Origin of the sequence: uncultured Arcobacter sp. (assembly GCF_937982575.1) — a bacterium.
Taxonomy (GTDB): domain Bacteria; phylum Campylobacterota; class Campylobacteria; order Campylobacterales; family Arcobacteraceae; genus Arcobacter.
The window spans coordinates 101,197-119,951 of the sequence record NZ_CALJLR010000006.1 but is presented as its reverse complement, the minus strand read 5'-3'; the positions used below and the strand labels follow the sequence as shown (position 1 = coordinate 119,951).

The following is an 18,755-nucleotide window of genomic DNA, read 5'->3' as shown; positions in this document are numbered from 1 at the left end:
AAATGAAGAAATTAAATTCTTATCTCTTCTGCAATAATTTTTATTCCTTTTGTAATATCATCAAGACTAGAGTTTGTAAAATTAAATCTTATTTCATAGAAGTTTTTATTATTTAAATAAAACTCACAGCCAGGTACAAATACAACTTTCTTTTTCATACACTTATTTAAAAGTTCAAAACTATCTATTCCTTTAAACTCTCCATATACAAACATCCCGCCTTTTGGTTTTATATAGGAAAATTCTGGAAGATAGGTATCTAACTGTTTACAAAAGTATTCTGATTTTTCTTTATAAAATTTTCTCAAAATTTCTAAATGCATTTGATATTTTTTATCATCTTTTAGATACTCATTTAAAAGGTGTTGAGATAAACCACAACTATGCAAATCAATACTCTCTTTTATTACTAAAAGTTCTTGTATCAACTTTTTACTTGCTCTTATCCAGCCAATTCGCAGTGATGGAGAGAGTGTTTTTGAAAATGAGCCCAAATGAAAACTATTGTTTGGAATAAGAGAACTTATACTTCTGTTTTTTTCTTCAAAAAAAAGTTCACTATAAGGACTATCTTCTATTATTAAACCATTATTTTTTTTAACTATTTTTGCTACTTCTTCTCTTTTGCTCTTAGAGTAAGTGGTACCTGTGGGGTTTTGAAAATCTGGAATCAAATAGGCTAATTTAGCTTTTTCAAAAGCTTTTTCAAAAGTTTTTATTTCTATCCCATCTGTTTTTAATAAAGCAATTTTCATTTTTAAATTATTTAGTTTAAAGGTATTGATTGCTCCAAGATAAGATGGAGCCTCTAAAACTATAGATCTTTTTTCAAAATATCTTGCTAAGATATATAAAGCCTGCTGACTTCCTGTTGTGATAAGTATATTATCACTTGTGGTTTCAAAGCCTTCCTTACAGTACTCTTTTGCAATTTTTTTTCTTAAACTTTTTATTCCATTACTTAAACTATATTGCCAAACATCTCTTTTTTTTAAAATATTATTTGCAGATGACTTTAAATCATCAACTGGAAATAATAAGCTGTTTGGTAATCCTCCTGCAAATGATATTGTCTCTTCATCTATTGCTTCTAGTATTTCTCTTATAAATGAACGTTTCATTTAATCCTCTTTTTTTATATAATAATATATGAATTAAAGAATTAGTTCTTTACACTATTTGCTGTAAAAACTATCTATTCTTGCTAAAAATATAATATAATATTTAATGAAAAAAGAGACATTAGAAAAAAGAGTAAAGATAGCAAACAATGTTATGTATTATATTTATCAATATATTGATACTGATATAAACTTAGATACATTGAGTATGGATTTAAATATTAGCAAGTTTCATATGCACCGCATCTTTAAAGAAGAGTTTGGAAAAAATATTTATGAATCAATAAAAGCTATAAGATTGCAAAAAGCTTCTAATTTACTTATAACAAATAGATACTCAACTATAACACAAGTAGCTTCTCTATGTGGGTATAGTTCCCAAACCTCTTTTATAAGAGCTTTTAAACAAAGATTTAATTGTACTCCTAAAAAGTGGAAAAAAGATGGTTATAAAGAGTATTCAAAAGAGATTCTAGGAAAGACAATTGACTCTTTAGATATATATGATTTTAATCTTGAGCCAAAAATTGTAAAAATGCCAAGGTTAAAGGCATATTATATAAGACATGATGGCTATGATAGAAATATAAGAAAGACATGGCAAAAACTTTATGCTTGGACTTTAATAAAAGATATTAAAAACTATAAACAAATAGGGCTACTTCATGACAATCCAGTAATTACACCACTTGACAAATGCCAATATATAGCTTGTGTTGTATTAGAAGAGCAAGATAAAATTTTAGACTCATCCCTTCCTACTTTTTTAATACCAGAAGGAGTTTATGCAAAGTTTCATCTTGAAGGTGTTTATGGAGATATGCTGAAGTTTATGCGTTGGTTATATCACACTTGGCTATTAAATAGTGGATATGAAACTAAAACAACCCCCTCTTATACAATATATGAAAAGAATCATTTTTTAGAAGATGATGAAAAATTTATTTTGGATTATTATTTGCCAATTACACATGTATAAATAGTTGTTAATTTAATATTGGTATAATCCCAAAAATTCATTTATTATAGGATTATTGTGAAAAAAAAATATTTAATAGAATATCTTTATATTTTAATAGGAGCACTTTGTTTATCTTTTGGAGCAGTAACTCTCTTATCTCCCAATGAGATTATTACAGGTGGTGGTATTGGTATAGCTTTACTTTTTCATTTTATTTTTCCTTCACTAACTTTAGGTATGTATATTGCATTGGTAAGTGTTCCATTTATTGCCTTGGGATTTATTTATTATGGCAAGAAATATACTCTAAAAACTTTTATAACAATGATTTTACTCTCCTTTTTTACGGACTTTTTTAAAGAAGTGTTAGAGTTAAAACCTTTAGTTGATGATATTCTTCTTGGAGCTATATTTGGAGGTATTTTTATAGGTTTAGGAGTAGGACTTATTATAAAAGGCAAATCTTCCACAGGTAGTACATCTGTTTTAGGTGAGATTTTAGCTTCAAAAACCAAGTTTAAGGTAGCTGAGGTTTTACTTGCTATAGATGCACTTATTTTAATTAGTTCAATATTTGTATATGGAGATATAAAAAAGTCTCTATATAGTATGTTGGGAGTTTACATAACTTCAAAAGTTATAGATATGGTTTTAACAGGACGCCCTTCTAAAAAAATAGTTAATATTGTATCAAATAAGATTGAAGATTTAATTCCACATATTAGAGAAAAAATTGAAGAACATGGCACAATTGTAAGTGGTGTAGGTTTACATAAAGGTCAAGAAAAAAATGTAATATTTATAACAGTTGAAGCCAATAAAATACAACTATTAAGGGATATTATCTCAAAGCATGACCCAGAAGCATTTTTAGTTATAACTGAAGCTTCTGAGATACTAGGAAGAGGAGTGAAAATATAAATTTAATCTTTTATTTTACGTTTATATATTACTTAAAATAACAATTGTTTCTAAAATATGAAAATAGAAAATATAATCTAAATGTACAGTTGAAAATAGACAAGCCATTGATTAATATCATTGAATACTTTTTTTATTAAGTTATATTATCAAAAAATAAAAGGTATTTTATATATGCAAAATTTAACAAATTATATTGATGAGTTTCCTGATGGACACCCTGTAAAAGTTTATGTTGAAGAAAATAATCTTATAAAAGAGCTCTTTGAAGAACTATTTAAAACTGATATAAAAGTTGATTTCCAAAAATTCTATAATATTTTTAATCAAATAAGTGAAGTTGAAAAACATTTTGCAAGAAAAGAAAATCAGCTTTTTCCTTATTTGGAAAAATATGGTTGGACAAATCCAAGTACAGGTATGTGGGCTTTCCATGATCAAATTAGAGATGAAATAAAGATTGCTAGAAAAAGTATAGAAAACAAAGATTTAGAAAATATCTTAAATGATGTAATCACTATATATAACAGTTTATCTCAACTTATTCTTGTAGAAGAACAACGTCTTTTACCAAATGCTATGAATTTATTAAAAGAGGATGATTGGAAAGAGATGTATGAGGGAGACAAAGAGATAGGTTGGATGCTGTCAAAGACTCCTGTTAGATATGCAGAGCCTGAGCAAGAGGATTATATCCACCCAAGTTTGGATAAGAAAAAAAGAGAATTACCCTTTTCATTAGAAGATAGAACTCACTATGATGAAGGATATTTAACACCAGAACAAGTTAACTTTATATTTAAATTTTTACCTGTTGATATTACTTATGTAGATGAAAATGACAGAGTTGTATTTTATAATAGGGGAGAAGATAGAGTTTTTCCTAGAAGTGCTGGAATTATAGGTAGAGAAGTAAAGTTTTGTCATCCACCAAAGAGTGTTGACCAAGTTTTGAAAATACTTGAAGAGTTCAAAGCAGGTCGTCAAGATACTGCTGAGTTTTGGATTCAATTTAAAGGCAAATTTATACATATTAGATATTTTGCAGTAAGAGATGAAGATAAAGTTTACAAAGGTGTAATTGAAATGTCCCAAGATGTGACAGATATAAGAAAACTAGAAGGTGATAAAAGATTACTAGATTGGGAGTAATATCTATAGAAATTGGTTAATTTGGTCTTTCAATCATATAACCAATTCCTCTAATATTTATAATAAAGTCTTCTTTTAGTACTTTTTTTACTCGATTTACTTCAGCTCTAATAGTAGCATTGTCTATGTAATCATCATTCCAAACATAATCTCTAAACATATCATAATTGCAAACTAAACTTCTATTTGCTGAGAGTAAATCTATGATTTGTATTTGTCTTTTTGGTAGTATTTGTGGCTCATTATCAAATAATAAAACCATATTTTTAGAGTCATAGCTATATGATTTGGATAATCTTTTATGCTCTTGGGGAACTTGTCTTGTTTGTAAGATTTTATTAATTCTAAGAGTCAACTCTTTTAAATGAAAGGGTTTTTTCAAATAATCATGGCATCCTATATCAAAAGCTCTAGTGATATCTTCTATGTCAATAAGTGCAGATATAAATATAGTAGGAACCATCCTTTTTTGTTTATGCAAATCTTCTAAAATAGTAAGTCCATCAGTATCTGGAACATTTATATCAAAAACAAGTAAATCAAATTTCTCATTTTTTAGAGTTTCCACACATTGATTACCATCCATAACTGAAATTACAACATGTCCTGTTGATTTAAGATATTGGGTAATGGCATTATTTAGCATAATATCATCTTCTAGTAGTAGTATTTTCATTTATTTGCCTTAAATATATATGTAAAACTTGTATTATCCAAATCAGAAGTAACATTTATAATAACTCCCTCTTCATCACAAATTCTTTTAACTAAATTTAATCCTAATCCAAAACCATTTTTTGATTTTTCTTCCCTATAGTATTCATCAAATATTTTTTCTGGCTCTTGTATTTTTTTTGAATGACTTGAAACTGTAAATTTAAAAAAGGTATTGATTTTTTCTACCTTTACATTTATATCTTCACCATTGTTTGTATACTTTATGGCATTTGATAGGGTGTTATCAACTATTCTTTGGAGTTTTGTTTCACTAAAATTAATCTTCATCTCATCACAATTACACTCTAAGTTAAATTTTGATGAGACTTGAGTTGCTACACTCTTGAAAAAATAGACTCTACTTCGTACAAAATCAACTAAATCCAGTGAATAAACCTTGTAATCTACTTGGTCTTTTTTTACAAGATAACTCAAATCATCATAAATAGAAAAAATACTCTTCATTGCAACTTCTATATTTGAAAGATATTCATCTTTGCCATACTGCATTTCATATAATTCAATATTACTCATAATAACAGATAAGGGAGTGTTGGTTTCATGAACTGCGTGTCTTAAAAAAAGTTTTTGATTTTTTAGAATATTTTGTGAATATTTCATCTGCTCTTCTAATATTTTTGATTGTTCATTGTGGTCTTTTGCACTTTGTTGTATCAAGTTTGTTAGTGCTTGAATAGTTTTTGCATAAGAGCTTTCTGTTTCATTTACTAGTTTATTTGGTTTTATTAAATTATCTCTTGTATGTTGAGTATTTTCAGTTAATCCTACTAGGGTAATAGTTTGATTCATAAGTTCATTTTTCTTATTTGTATGGAAAAACTCTGCATAGGTAAAAAAACCAGAAGTTGGAGCAATGGATGCAAAAGGTTCAATTTCAACTTTGATTAGACTTTGCATATATCTTCGTCTTGCCATACAAGAGTATATGAAAAATGTCTCTGCTTGATAGTTATTTATATTTTTTAAATATTTTACGGGATTTTTCATAATCATCTCTGCATTTGCAAATCCAAGTCTTATTTTATCACCTTTATATAAGTTACCTCCACATCCAAAACTTCCATCTGGGTATCTTGTAAGAACAGCACGTGCAACAGAGATGCCATTTCTTTGAACTATTAGTGGAAACTCTGTATATGAATCAGAACTACCAAGATACTTTTCATAAAAGGCTATTGCATCCATTCCTGCAATTTCATAGATTCTATTTCCTTTTACCTTATCAATAGTATGCTCAATTCCAATAGGTGACCAATCATACTTGTGGTCATTGAATACTTGAAGAGTATCTGAATTAAGTGATACAGCAACTGCTCCACAGCTTATAATCTTTTTTCCACAAGATACAAAGGTTTGTTTAAAGTGTCCATTATCTCCAGCCATTCCGCCACAAACCATGATATCTTCATTAAAAGCAGTAATTCCTTTTAGGTAATCTTCTCCATTGGTACTTGTTCCATCTGTAAATGTAATGATAAGTTTAGTCTTTTCAGTTACTAACTCTTTTGCTATTTCATATCCACTATTAAAAGAGTTAGTACCCTCTTTCATAGAGACTTTTATAGAAGTGTTTTCAAATATAGATATCGAAATAACTGTTTTAAAAGTAGAGACTTTTTTATCTTTTATCTCTCCATCTGTTGTGGTTCCTAGAATAATTGCATTTGGTAAATTATTGACTAATAGATTAGTCAGATATTGTAAAGTATTTTCATTTTGTCCACAAAAAATTTGTATTAGAATATTTTTTTCATCTTTAAATAAAGAATAATCTATCTCTTTTTTAAATGAATTATTTTGATATGTATAGTTATAAGTATTCATAAAAATATTGTAGCATAAAATATTAATTTTTTTATAAAAAAATAGGCTAATTTTCAATAGACTTTAAATGCTGTAAATACTTTAAAATGGGCTTTTATAAGAAAAATATCAACGCTATATTCATGCTATACTTTTCGCTATATTCAGGCTATAAAATTCATGTAAGATTTCGATACAGAAAAATTCTGGTAATCAAAATTTTTCATATTTTGACATTAATTTAAATACAAAAGGAAAAAAAATGGCATACGTAAAACCAACATATAAATCTCAATATGAGAACTTCATTGGTGGAGAATGGATAGCTCCAAAAAGTGGTGAATATTTTGAAAATCTTTCTCCTGTTGATGGTGAAGTTTTAACTAAAATTCCAAGATCAAATGAAGCAGATGTAGATGCAGCAGTTGCAGCAGCAATGGTAGCTTTTGATTCTTATAAACACTCTTCTGTTATTGAAAGATCTACTATGTTAAATAAAATTGCAGATGCAATTGAAGCTAACTCTGAAGCGTTGGCAATTGCTGAAACTTTAGATAATGGTAAAGCAGTACGTGAGACACTTGCAGCAGATGTACCTTTAGTAGTTGATCACTTTAGATATTTTGCTTCTGTTATTAGAGGAGAAGCTGGTTCTGTTGCTGATTTAGATGAAAATACAATTTCTCAAGAAGTATATGAGCCTTTAGGTGTTGTTGCTCAAATTATTCCTTGGAACTTCCCTTTATTAATGGCAGCATGGAAAATAGCTCCTGCATTAGCAGCTGGAAATGCAGTAGTACTAAAACCTGCATCTGCAACTCCAATGTCAATTTTGATGTTAATGGAAACAATTCAAGGTGTTCTTCCAAAAGGTTTAGTAAATATCATTAATGGTGCTGGTGGAAAAATTGGTAAACATTTATCAACTCATCCAGATATCAAAAAAGTTGGTTTTACAGGTGAAACTACAACTGGACAACTTATTATGCAATATGCTACAGAAAACATTATCCCATCTACATTAGAACTTGGTGGAAAATCACCAAATATCTTCTTAGAATCAATAATGGATGCTGATGATGAGTTCTTTGATAAAGCTATTGAAGGTCTTGTACTGTTTGCATTTAACTCAGGGGAAGTTTGTACTTGTCCTTCAAGAGCATTAATCCAAGAGTCAATCTATGAGCCATTTATGGCAAGAGTATTAGAGAGAGTTAAAGCTATCAAATTAGGAGATCCTTTAGATCCTACGTGTATGATGGGTGCTCAATGTTCAACTTCTCAAAAAGAGAAAATTATGGATTACATCAGAATTGGTAAAGAAGAGGGTGCTGAACTATTAATCGGTGGTGATGAATATAAAAGTGAAAAATATCCAAATGGAAACTATATTCAACCAACACTATTTAAAGGTCACAATAAAATGAGAATCTTCCAAGAAGAGATTTTTGGACCAGTTCTTGCTGTTACTACTTTTAAAGATGAAGATGAAGCATTAGCTATTGCAAATGATACTATTTATGGATTGGGTTCTGGTGTTTGGTCAAGAGATGCACATCAATTACATAAATTCTCAAGAGGGATTGAAGCAGGTCGTGTATGGGTTAACTGTTATCATATGTATCCATCTCATGCATCATTTGGTGGATATAAAAAATCAGGAATCGGAAGAGAAACTCATATGATGATGTTAAACTCTTATAGACACACAAAAAATATCTTAACTTCTTACAGCAAAAATGCGTTAGGTTTTTTCTAGGCCTTTACTTTAAAGTAAATAATTTTAAAATGCATAGAAGAATCTCTTCTATGCATTTTTTTTTGCTAGAAGAATAAAAATAGGAAAAGGAAAAATATGGCAACTGAAAGATTATCTGTAACCCCGGCTGCTGCTGAGGTAATAGAGAGATTAAAAGAAGAAACAGGTGAGTTGGTATTTAACCAAAGTGGTGGATGCTGTGATGGAACAGCTCCTATGTGTTATGCTAAAAGTGATTTTTATGTTCCAAGTCGTAATATAAAAATGGGTGAAATTTGTGGCTGTGAATTTTTTATAGATAAAGATCAATTTGAATATTTTAAGCATTCACATATAACTATTGACGTAAAAAAAGAAAAAGCTGCTTTTGGAAACTCTTTTTCATTGGAAATAGATTTAGGTTATCAATTTATTACAAGATCTAGAATTTTTACAGATGAAGAGTATAAAGAAATAGAAGATTTAAATTAAAATGCTACTTTTTAATAAGTAGCATTTTAAACCTATCTCCCATACCTGTTGGGTCAAGTAAAGTTTTTACTTTTTGAACCTCTTTTAAATAGTTCTCTTCACTTACATTTTTTTGTAAAATTTCAAGTAAATATAAAATCCCAAACTCTACTAAAGCTTTCAATTGGGTTTGATATTCAACCTCGCATTTACAAATATCAGAAAAACTATCAATTACTTGAGAAAAGTTTACATCATAGGTAATATCTGAGTTTTTATAAAGTTTAGTTAATTCAATATTTTCATCAAATATCGGGAAAACTTCATGATTAGAATAAACCCTACATGAGAAATCATTTCTTGGATATTTTTCCCCATAATCAAAGGTAAGAAAGTGAAAGTTTTTGATATTTGTACAAATATTTTTTGCAAACTCTTCATATCCTAAGGCTAATTCACCTTTTGTGATTTTGTATTTTTTACATTTAGTTTTTATATCTTCATCAAAACAATCTTCAAATATAATCTTATCATCTATTACACTTGCAGTTTGGAGTTTTTCATCTTTTGTATAAACTAATTCACAAGCAAAAGCATCATAAATCTCATTTGCTACAATAAAAGCATTGTCAAGTTTTACTTCACTAATATCAGAATAAAAATCAACCTTTATAGTATTTCCAAAAGAGTTTTGTAAATACTCTTTTTGCTCAAGTTGAAGATGTTCAAACCTTTCAACTATAGCGAAGTTTAGAGTTTCAAGAAGTTTTGGATTTAGGGTATAGATAAATTGTATAATATCAGCCAATAAATAGCCGTGATGGGCACCAATTTCTAAAATAGTAGTATTGGCTGGTAATTCATTTTTAGATATAGTATCAACGATTTTTTTAGCTATGCTTCCACCAAAAAACATTGAAGTTGAAACAGCAGTAAAAAAGTCTCCGTCTTTTCCAATAGCCTTATATTTTGTATAATAACCATCTTGTCCATAAAGCCAATTGTTAAAATAATCACTAAATTTTTTTTTCATGGGCGTAGTTTATCTAAAATCTGTTTATAAAATGTTACTAGAGTGTAACTGCTATTGTGCTATAATGACAAAATAAATATGAAAGGATTATATTATGGATAAAAGAACAAAAATATTAGCAACATTAGGCCCAGCAAGTGATACATTAGAAATAATTGAAGGTTTAATTAAAGCTGGTGCAAATATGTTTAGACTTAATTTTTCACATGGAAGTCATGAGTATCATTTAAACACGTTAAATAATATTAGAACAGCAATGGAAAACTTAAATACAACAGTAGCTATTCTACAAGATATATCTGGACCAAAGGTAAGAATTGGGGATTTAAAAGAGCCTTTTGAATTAAGAAAAGGTGACACTATTAGATTTGTAAAAGAAGATATAGTGGGTTATCAAGAAACAGAAAATACTTATGTAGCTTCACTAAACTACCCAGAATTACTTGATAAAGTAAAAATAAATGAATATATTTATTTATATGATGGAACTATAAGAGCAAAGGTTATAGAAACTGGAGTTCAAGTAAAAGCAGAAATTGAAAATCATGGAAAATTAGGTTCACGAAAAGGTGTAAACTTTCCAAATACTGTAATTGATATTGATGTTATTACCCAAAAAGATAAGATAGATATTGCATGGGGAGTAGAAAACAGAGTTGATTATTTTGCTATTTCATTTGTACAAAACAAAAAAGATATGGAACATGCAAGAGAGCTTTTAAATGGATACAATGGAAAGTTAATTGCAAAAATTGAAAAGTTTGATGCTGTTGAAAATATTGATGAAATTATAGAAGCTAGTGATGGGCTTATGGTTGCAAGGGGTGATTTAGGTATAGAAGTTCCTTATTATGAAGTTCCAACTATACAAAAAAGACTTATCAAAAAAGCAAATGCAGCTTGTATGCCTGTAATTACAGCAACTCAAATGCTTCTATCAATGACTGAAAATGAAAGAGCAACAAGAGCAGAAATCTCTGATGTTGCAAATGCAGTTTTAGATGGAACTGATGTTGTAATGCTTTCTGAAGAGAGTGCTGTGGGAACAGACCCTATCAATGTAGTTGAAACTATGAGTAATATTATTGCAAAAACAGAAGAGATTTATAACTTTGATAAGCATGATAAACTTGAGTATACAGATGAATTTGATGTTATTCAAGGAACAGTTACAAAACTTGCTGATGATTTAAATGCAAAAGGTATTTTAGCACTTACAAGTTCAGGAAAATCAGCTATGAAGATATCAAGATATAGACCAAAAACAAAAATCTTAGCATTTTCTCATGAAGTAAAAACTCTAAACTCTTTATGTGCTATTTGGGGTGTTTATCCTATTAGTGTAATAAAAGAAGGACAGGCATCTAAGATGATTCAAAAGATGCTGAAAAATTTAGAATCAAGAAATTTACTTGACAAATCTGGACCATATATAGCAACTATTGGATATCCAGCTGGTATTCCTGGAAGTACAAATACTATCAAAATCCTAACAGAAGGTGAGATTGAGTACTATTTAAATCTACCAAGTAAGAAGAAATAATCTTCTTATTTGAGTGGTAATTTTATCTCAAATGAAGCTCCAAAAAAATCTTTGTCTTTATAATTAAAATTAATATTACTAGTTAAGATTTTACCACCTAGGTTACTTTCAACAATATTTTTACTCATATATAGACCTATTCCTGTACCTTGAGATTTGAATTTTGTTGTAAAATATGGTTCATAGATACGAGGTAAAATTTTTTCATCTATTCCACCTGCATTGTCATAAATTTTTATTATTAATACTCCATTATTTTCATAAGAACTTATAAAAATATATCTTTTATTTTTTATATTATGCAGTGCATCTTTTGCATTATTTATAATATTTAATAAAACTTGGATGAGTTCATTTTCAAAAGTATATAGTTTTACCTCTTTTATATCTAAGACTATTTCAATATCATTATTTTTTAAATTAGCAGAAACTAAATTTAGTACTCTTTGTATAGTTTTGCTTATGAAAAATTCTGTCTCTTTTTTATCTCTTGAATAAAAGTTTCTAAAATCATCTATTGTATTTGATAATATAATTGTTGTTTGCACAATGTTTTCTAAATCATCTTCTAAGTTAGATTCATTTAAATCACCAAGTTCTCTTTTTAGTTTTAGACCACTTGCTAGTGTACTAATTGCAGATAGAGGTTGTCTCCATTGGTGGGCAATATTTCCAAGCATTTCACCCATAGCAGCCATTTTTGATTGCTGATTAAGAGCAATATCTTTTTCTCTAATAACAGAGAGTTGGTTCTCAACTTTTTCTTCTAAACTATTATTTAAATGTACCAGCTCCTGATTACTTTGGGCTAGTTTTTTTGAGTAAAAATCAAAGATATTCTTTAATTTCTTTGATAAATATAGAAGTAGAAATATTACGCTTCCCGTAATTAAAAATGATATTAAAAGTATGCTTTTAATATCTTCACTTAGTTTGGTTTGTAAATTTTCATCAAATCTATTTATCTCTTCTTCTAAATCATCAGTATACAAACCAGTTCCTATTATGAAATCATAATTTGGGATATATTTTATAAAAGAGATTTTTTTTGATTGTTTAAAATTTTTAAAAATTTTATTTGATTGAGTATATTCAAGAAAGCTACTGCCCTCATTTAAAGCAGTATCAACAACTTTTGTAATAGTCTGTTTTATTTTTTCATCTTCTATTAATTCAAAGGGGATATTTAATATTTGTTTATTTTTATGTACAAGGGTAGTCTTATTTGCATCTACTACAAAAATATAACTTTCATCAGAAAAGTTAAGTTTATCTATAAAAGTTAGTATTTTATCCTTGCTTGTACTGTTATTTGATAAAAATAGAGAAAGGTCTTCAATTCTCTCTTTTATTTTAACTTTTAAATTTTCTTTATGGGTATTTTCTAGGTATTCAATATCTTTTTCATGGGAAGTATATTTTGAAGATATAAAAATATTTGTAAGTAGAAAAGATGTTAACACTACACCAATAATTGGAAGAAGTAACATCCATCTGATTATATTTGCTTCATTTTTATTCATTTAAAATTATATCATAAAAAAACGTCTGATAAAGTTTATAATTATTAACTTATTTTTGAATATATTTCAAGTAACTCAATTTGCTTTTCAATGCTCAGAATTTTAAGCTCTAATTCTCTTATTTTTTTAGAGTTAAGCAAGGTATCAACATCACTTTGAGTTTTTAATTCTGCCTCTTTTTCTTCTACAATTACATCCAATAAAGAGTTATATAACTCATAATCATCTTTTGCAATAGTTATTTTTGAATCTATCATTTTTATTTTTGATAGTTTACTTTTGAAGAAATTCTCTTGTTCTAAAATTACATTATCAAAATCAAGTTTTGCTTTTAGATAATCTATTCTTGTACTTTGTATATCGTTATATGTTCTTGTATCAAGGGGCATTGTAACTTTTATACCGTAGTTTTGAACACTTTGATCTATATTGATAGTAGGGTTATTACTATCGTGATATTTTGTATAATCAAAAGTTGCACTAACTGTTGGAAGATATTTTGATATGGTCATCCATGTATAGTCATTTTTACTAGATATATCTGCTTTTGACTTTAGGATGTTTAGATTGTTTTTTATAAAAGATTCTTTTTCTAAAAGCTTAAATTTTGGTAATTCAAAACTTGTATAATCACCCTCTGCATAAGTGTTAAATTGATTTATTAATTCCTCTTTTTGATAAACTAATTCAGCCAAAGCATTTTTACTTGTATTTGTATCTAAAATTGCAGTATCAAGGACTGATGTATCTGCAAAGCCATTAAATACTTGCTCTTTTTTTCTTTGAATATCTATTTGTCCATTTTTTACTAAAAGCTCTTGTTTTTTTATCTCTAATATTAATTTATGTATATTAAAAAGCAGTGTAGTAGTATCTTTTATAAGAGCTTTTTTCTGTAAATCTAAATCCAAATGTGAATAAAGTCTAGTGGCATTTGCATATTTTATAGCTTTATAAATTCCACCAGCTTTAAAAATAGGCTGATCTATTGATACTAAAGATTTTTCAGTATCATAAGTCTCTCCATATACTTTTGAGTAAGTATACATGATTGGATTTATCCAATCTTTTTTGAGTTTTGAACTATCTTCTTCAATTTGCTCTTTTGATAAATCAAAAATCTCTAATCTCTTTTTTGAAAGAATTGAGTCATCAAGTTTATCTGTCGTTTGAGCTGCAAATGAAGAACTAGCAAGAAAAAAAATAGTTGCTAGTGATAGTTTAAATCTTAGAGATAGCATCATCTAACCTTTTAAATCCTTCATCAATTTCTTCTTTTGTAATAGTAAGTACTGGCAAAAGTCTTAAAGTACTTCTTCCAGATTTTAAAACAAGTACACCATTTTCAAAACTATTTTTAATAATAGCAGCTAAAGTCTCTTCATCTTTTACTCTAAGTCCTCTCATAAGTCCAAGACCAACTTTTGAGCTAAAGATATTAGGGTATTTTTCAAAAATAGCACTTATTTTTGATTCAAAATAGATAATTGCTTCATCTAGGGCACCTGTATCTTTATATTTATCCAAAATATCTAAAACTTCTAAAGAGGCTCTTGTTACTAAAAAGTTACCTCCAAACGTCGAACCATGGTCTCCTGGAGAGAAAATATCTTTGTGTGTAGTTAAAACTGCACCAATAGGAACTCCACCACCTAAACCTTTTGCAAGTGTTATGATATCTGGTTCTATTTCATATAGATTTGAGGCTAAAAATTCACCTGTTCTATATACTCCTGTTTGAACTTCGTCAACTATAAGTAAGATCTCTTTTTCTTTTAAAAATTTTGCTAGTTTTTGAATCTCTTCTTTTTCAAAAGGTTGAACTCCACCTTCTCCTTGCACAAGTTCTAACATAACAGCAACTGTCTCTTCATCTATTGAGTTATAGATATCATTGATTTGCTTATTGTATGAGAATCCATCAGGATATGGAGAAAAGTTTACAGAGTGAAACTTATCTTGTCCAGTTGCTCTTACTGTTGTGATAGTTCTTCCATGAAAAGAGTGCTCTAAAGTTATAACTTTATATTTTTTATTTGCAAATTTTGTTTGTCCATATTTTCTTGCAATTTTTATGGCACCTTCATTTGCTTCTGCTCCACTATTTGCAAAGAATGTTGCAATATCAAGCCCACTAAGTTGAGCAATTTTTTGGGCTAAAAGTGCTTGGGGTTCGATTGCATAAAGGTTTGAGATATGAGTAATTTTACTTGCTTGCTCATAAATAGCATCAGCAACTTGCTTATTGCCATGACCAACACTAACAACACCTATACCTGAAGTAAAATCTATATAACTATTATCTTTATCATCAAAAAGTGTAGCATTTTTTCCACTTTTAAAGTTAACATAATTTCTTGCATAGGTATTTAATACATAATTTTTATCTAATTCTTCTAACATTTTATAAACTTCCTAAATAAATATTTTTATTATATCGAAAAAATATTTTTAATTTGTCACAGGATTGAAGGTTTTTTTAAAATATCTATTTAAATCAAAAATTCCTGAGTTGATTGGTTGTTGTTTATTAAACTCATTTTGAAACCAATCATATACTTCCCAAAAGTTTTTATTATCCCTTAGAATAAAGTATTTTGATAGTTTTACATCATCGTCGTTTTTATAATTTATCAAAAGATTAAAAAATGCGCTTAAGTCATCTTCCTTAACTACAATAAATAGGTTTGGATATGAACCTACAAATCCTTCTATTATATTTATGTCATCTTTTTTTGGATTTAATCTTTGTTTTTCATCAAACATAAATGCAACATTGTCATGCCATTTATTTATAACAATAGAATATACATAATTCTGACCATTATTCATCTGTATTCTTAAATATGAAAGATTGAAATTATCACTTGTATATTTTTTAAAAAGTGATATGTTCTTTCTTGAAGTTAGATTTTTAAAACTGTTTTCTATTTTTTCTTTTGTGGAATATCTTCCTAATATTGGTGTTTCTTTATGGTCATTATCTACAAAATTGATACTATCTTTTTTTGTATTTGTGTGGTCTAATATTTTTAGCATAAACTCTTTTTTGTACTCTTTTGTTGTGTAGTTTATATGCGTCTTATTTCGGGAAGGAGTATATGTTGTTAGCCATCTTGCTTTATATCCTAAATACCACTTATCAAATTGATTTTTTCTAATATCTTTTGGAAGATACTCTAAAAAGTTGCTTTCACCCTCTATTCTTAATCTATCCATATATTTTCTCACAAGCAACTTGTGGGGAGTGTTACCAAATACATCAAATCCAGCTACAAGTGAATAATAAAGTCTTTCTAATAAAGGATAATCAATAATCCACATGGTCTTGGGAATATTTCCCAATGCTCCTTTATGAACTGATGAAGAGTTGAAATGCCTATAAATAGTTAGCATGGCATCATCGTTATTGTTACTTTGATTTCCTTTCCAAATACTATTTATATCTAGTGCTTTTTCATTATGTTTTTCATATAGCTCATTCTTATTTTTATAATAAGTAATAGTATCTTTATCATAATTATAAAAGTCAAAAGTATCTAAAATAGCGGTGTTTGCTCCGTATTCATTAGGGATGCTTAGATTTTGTGAATTATTTTGTATGAAGTTTCTATCATGAATAGTTATATCATATTTGGGGTCTTTAAAGGCAACCCAAAAATGGTCATTTATAACGTTTAAAGCAATTTGTCCTTTACAAACAGGACCTCTAATAAAAGTCATTATAAAGTAATGTATATTATCAAGCAAAAAGTTATATCTTGATGTTGCAGGTATTTGTTCATACGCAGTTAAAGGATTTGCAGCTATTTTTGAGTCATAACTTACAAGTATTGGTTTATTTTTCCACTCTATATTTATAAAAAGGTCTTGATATCTTTTTAGTTTATTTGTATCAAGTTCATATACCATATGTGTTTTATGCACAATAGATGATGTGATTTTTTGAAATCTATAATAAAAGGGTTCTTTTGCTTCATCATATGGAAGTCTTGTTGCTATTACTTCTATAGGGGTATTGGGTTTTGTGTAAGACCTAACAAGTTTATAAAAGTCTTTACTATTGGGAAATTTTATGTGGGCTAAAAAAAGGTGTTCATAAATATATCTAGCTGTTACTTTATGTTTTATATCTTCTTGATTTAAAAAATCTTCAAATATTTTTATCTCTTTTGGTTTGTTTGCTTTTTTTATATTTGGTTTTTTGATTCCATTATCAAGCCAAGTCATAAGAAGGTTGAACTCCTCTTTTTTAAGAGACGGAAAACCATAAGGCATGCCGTGATAAGGCTTTTTATCTAAATATTTTTCAAGTTCATTTTTATCTTTTATACAAGTTAGTTCATCCTCTTCAGGAGCATAGTCACCTTTTACTTGGGAAAAAACTTCTTTTTGGTTTAATAAATAAGCCATAATAGAGGCATTTAGATTTGGTACTTTTTCATTTATTGCAAAAAAGCCTTTTTCTCTCCATTGTTCTGTTGTATGGGCATCTACAAAGAGTCTTGTCATTTCAGCAGCTTCTATTCTATTTTTATAAATAGGCTCTTTTGTTGCCCCTCTTAAAAGTCCTTCTAGTGAACTCATTTTTAATTGACAAGGTGAATTATAACAAGAGTGACATACTACACATCTATTATCTAAAATTGGTTTTGTATCATTTTCGTATGAAATTTCTTTTTTTATTTTTTCAAAGGTGATTTTTTGAATAAACTCTGCTTTTGCATTTGAAAGGATTAAAGTGGTAACAAATAGGATAAAAAGAGAAAATTTCATTGAGTTCCTTATGGAGAATAAGAAAATATTATAACCAATTTAATCTTTTTTTTGATAAAATCTGTTTTTAAAAAGGCAAGGATAATAGATGCAAAATCTTATAAAAACTTCAGACTTTTCTAAAGAGGAGATTATTTCATTATTTGATGATGCGAAAGTATTTTTAGATATGAAATCACGGGATATTTTAAAGGGTAAAATAATAGTTATTTTATTTTTTGAAAATTCTACAAGAACAAGAAGTGCATTTGAAACAGCAGCAAAAAGATTGGGTGCAGACATTATAGCTTTAGATGTAGGTACTAGTTCTAGAAGTAAAGGTGAAACAGTATTTGACACAGTTGCAAATATCAATGCAACTAAACCTGATGCTATTATTATAAGACATTCAGAGTGTGGATTACCTGGAAGTTTAGTTGATTATGTTGATTGTCCTATTATAAATGCAGGTGATGGAAAACATGCTCACCCAACTCAAGCATTACTTGATCTTTTTACTATTATGGAACATTTTAATGATGATGTAGAGGGAAAAAAGATTGCTATTGTAGGTGATGTAAAAAGTTCAAGAGTAGCAGGTTCAAATAAAAGACTTCTTCCTCGATTTGGTATAGATGTTTGCTTTGTGGCTCCTGATTGTTTTAAAGCAGAGGATGATGAGTATAAACAGTATGATAATATATCAGAGATTATTGATGAGGTTGATGTTGTAATGAGTTTAAGAACGCAACTTGAAAGACATAATGAGATATTTTTTCAATCATTAAATGATTATGCAAAAGATTATTGTATTACAAAAGATACTTTTGGTGATAGGGATATTTTACTTTTACACCCAGGTCCAGTGAACAGAAATGTGGATATAAGTGATGAGATGTTAGTTGACCCTAGAAATAAAGTTTTAAAACAAGTTACAAATGGTGTTGCAGTTAGAATGGCAATACTAAAAAAACTAATACTCAATCAATAGAATAT

General features: G+C 28.2%; 15 protein-coding genes. 7 read left to right on the top strand and 8 right to left on the bottom strand.

Features of this window, described 5'->3' with window-relative positions; all coding sequences use genetic code 11:
* Positions 1-11: 11 nt before the first annotated feature.
* Positions 12-1,121: a PLP-dependent aminotransferase family protein gene (locus tag Q0617_RS05680; RefSeq protein ID WP_298751419.1), complete on the bottom strand. Its 1,110-nt coding sequence runs from the start codon at positions 1,119-1,121 to the stop codon at positions 12-14.
* Between the two features lie 106 nt (positions 1,122-1,227).
* Here Q0617_RS05680 and Q0617_RS05675 point away from each other — a divergent pair, with 106 nt between their 5' ends.
* From Q0617_RS05675 to Q0617_RS05665, 3 genes are all read left to right on the top strand, one after another.
* Complete coding sequence (locus Q0617_RS05675; RefSeq protein WP_298751417.1) at positions 1,228-2,100, top strand: GyrI-like domain-containing protein; 873 nt, start codon at positions 1,228-1,230, stop codon at positions 2,098-2,100.
* A 57-nt stretch (positions 2,101-2,157) separates the two neighbouring features.
* Positions 2,158-3,003, top strand: a complete 846-nt coding sequence (locus Q0617_RS05670; RefSeq protein ID WP_298751415.1) for a YitT family protein — start codon at positions 2,158-2,160, stop codon at positions 3,001-3,003.
* Between the two features lie 174 nt (positions 3,004-3,177).
* Positions 3,178-4,155: a PAS domain-containing protein gene (locus Q0617_RS05665; protein ID WP_298751413.1), complete on the top strand. Its 978-nt coding sequence runs from the start codon at positions 3,178-3,180 to the stop codon at positions 4,153-4,155.
* 16 nt (positions 4,156-4,171) lie between these two features.
* Here Q0617_RS05665 and Q0617_RS05660 read toward each other — a convergent pair whose 3' ends face one another.
* On the bottom strand, positions 4,172-4,831 hold the full coding sequence (locus tag Q0617_RS05660) for a response regulator transcription factor (RefSeq protein ID WP_298751411.1): 660 nt from the start codon (positions 4,829-4,831) through the stop codon (positions 4,172-4,174).
* Positions 4,828-6,717 (bottom strand): FIST N-terminal domain-containing protein, encoded by a 1,890-nt coding sequence (locus tag Q0617_RS05655; protein ID WP_298751409.1) that lies wholly within the window; start codon positions 6,715-6,717, stop codon positions 4,828-4,830. Before Q0617_RS05655 ends, Q0617_RS05660 begins: the two co-directional genes overlap by 4 nt.
* 241 nt (positions 6,718-6,958) lie before the next feature.
* Between Q0617_RS05655 and Q0617_RS05650 the strand changes: the two genes are divergently transcribed.
* Both Q0617_RS05650 and Q0617_RS05645 read left to right on the top strand, forming a co-directional pair.
* Entirely contained in the window at positions 6,959-8,455 is a 1,497-nt protein-coding gene (locus tag Q0617_RS05650) for an aldehyde dehydrogenase family protein (RefSeq protein ID WP_298751407.1), read from the top strand.
* A gap of 96 nt (positions 8,456-8,551) precedes the next feature.
* Entirely contained in the window at positions 8,552-8,926 is a 375-nt protein-coding gene (locus tag Q0617_RS05645; protein ID WP_298751406.1) for a DUF779 domain-containing protein, read from the top strand.
* Positions 8,927-8,930: 4 nt separating this feature from the next.
* Here Q0617_RS05645 and Q0617_RS05640 read toward each other — a convergent pair whose 3' ends face one another.
* The gene (locus tag Q0617_RS05640) at positions 8,931-9,938 is read right to left on the bottom strand and encodes an SAM-dependent methyltransferase (protein WP_298751404.1); all 1,008 of its coding nucleotides are present in this window, start codon (positions 9,936-9,938) and stop codon (positions 8,931-8,933) included.
* Between the two features lie 94 nt (positions 9,939-10,032).
* On the opposite strand from Q0617_RS05640, the gene pyk reads away from it, so the two are divergent.
* Positions 10,033-11,481 (top strand): pyruvate kinase, encoded by a 1,449-nt coding sequence (gene pyk / locus Q0617_RS05635; protein ID WP_298751402.1) that lies wholly within the window; start codon positions 10,033-10,035, stop codon positions 11,479-11,481.
* A 5-nt stretch (positions 11,482-11,486) separates the two neighbouring features.
* Here the strand turns inward: pyk and Q0617_RS05630 are convergent, their stop codons facing one another.
* From Q0617_RS05630 to Q0617_RS05615, 4 genes are read right to left on the bottom strand one after another with little or no spacing between them, the layout of a single operon-like run.
* On the bottom strand, positions 11,487-13,004 hold the full coding sequence (locus Q0617_RS05630) for a cache domain-containing protein (protein ID WP_298751399.1): 1,518 nt from the start codon (positions 13,002-13,004) through the stop codon (positions 11,487-11,489).
* Positions 13,005-13,048: 44 nt separating this feature from the next.
* Positions 13,049-14,248 carry a TolC family protein gene (locus tag Q0617_RS05625; RefSeq protein WP_298751398.1) on the bottom strand — a complete coding sequence of 400 codons (1,200 nt, stop codon included), beginning with the start codon at positions 14,246-14,248 and terminating at the stop codon, positions 13,049-13,051.
* Positions 14,226-15,407: an aspartate aminotransferase family protein gene (locus Q0617_RS05620; RefSeq protein WP_298751397.1), complete on the bottom strand. Its 1,182-nt coding sequence runs from the start codon at positions 15,405-15,407 to the stop codon at positions 14,226-14,228. Before Q0617_RS05620 ends, Q0617_RS05625 begins: the two co-directional genes overlap by 23 nt.
* Before the next feature lie 48 nt (positions 15,408-15,455).
* Positions 15,456-17,780: a fatty acid cis/trans isomerase gene (locus Q0617_RS05615; RefSeq protein WP_298751396.1), complete on the bottom strand. Its 2,325-nt coding sequence runs from the start codon at positions 17,778-17,780 to the stop codon at positions 15,456-15,458.
* A gap of 88 nt (positions 17,781-17,868) precedes the next feature.
* Here Q0617_RS05615 and Q0617_RS05610 point away from each other — a divergent pair, with 88 nt between their 5' ends.
* A complete protein-coding gene (locus Q0617_RS05610) occupies positions 17,869-18,750 on the top strand; it encodes an aspartate carbamoyltransferase catalytic subunit (protein WP_298751394.1) in 882 nt (293 codons plus the stop codon).
* Positions 18,751-18,755 lie beyond the last annotated feature (5 nt).

What these genes read in the sequence shown, in the direction of transcription:
- Q0617_RS05680 (WP_298751419.1), bottom strand. Translation starts at nt 1,121, where the DNA reads ATGAAACGTTCATTTATAAGAGAAATACTAGAAGCAATAGATGAAGAG.
- Q0617_RS05675 (WP_298751417.1), top strand. Translation starts at nt 1,228, where the DNA reads ATGAAAAAAGAGACATTAGAAAAAAGAGTAAAGATAGCAAACAATGTT.
- Q0617_RS05665 (WP_298751413.1), top strand. Translation starts at nt 3,178, where the DNA reads ATGCAAAATTTAACAAATTATATTGATGAGTTTCCTGATGGACACCCT.
- Q0617_RS05660 (WP_298751411.1), bottom strand. Translation starts at nt 4,831, where the DNA reads ATGAAAATACTACTACTAGAAGATGATATTATGCTAAATAATGCCATT.
- Q0617_RS05655 (WP_298751409.1), bottom strand. Translation starts at nt 6,717, where the DNA reads ATGAATACTTATAACTATACATATCAAAATAATTCATTTAAAAAAGAG.
- Q0617_RS05650 (WP_298751407.1), top strand. Translation starts at nt 6,959, where the DNA reads ATGGCATACGTAAAACCAACATATAAATCTCAATATGAGAACTTCATT.
- Q0617_RS05645 (WP_298751406.1), top strand. Translation starts at nt 8,552, where the DNA reads ATGGCAACTGAAAGATTATCTGTAACCCCGGCTGCTGCTGAGGTAATA.
- Q0617_RS05640 (WP_298751404.1), bottom strand. Translation starts at nt 9,938, where the DNA reads ATGAAAAAAAAATTTAGTGATTATTTTAACAATTGGCTTTATGGACAA.
- pyk (WP_298751402.1), top strand. Translation starts at nt 10,033, where the DNA reads ATGGATAAAAGAACAAAAATATTAGCAACATTAGGCCCAGCAAGTGAT.
- Q0617_RS05630 (WP_298751399.1), bottom strand. Translation starts at nt 13,004, where the DNA reads ATGAATAAAAATGAAGCAAATATAATCAGATGGATGTTACTTCTTCCA.
- Q0617_RS05625 (WP_298751398.1), bottom strand. Translation starts at nt 14,248, where the DNA reads ATGATGCTATCTCTAAGATTTAAACTATCACTAGCAACTATTTTTTTT.
- Q0617_RS05620 (WP_298751397.1), bottom strand. Translation starts at nt 15,407, where the DNA reads ATGTTAGAAGAATTAGATAAAAATTATGTATTAAATACCTATGCAAGA.
- Q0617_RS05615 (WP_298751396.1), bottom strand. Translation starts at nt 17,780, where the DNA reads ATGAAATTTTCTCTTTTTATCCTATTTGTTACCACTTTAATCCTTTCA.
- Q0617_RS05610 (WP_298751394.1), top strand. Translation starts at nt 17,869, where the DNA reads ATGCAAAATCTTATAAAAACTTCAGACTTTTCTAAAGAGGAGATTATT.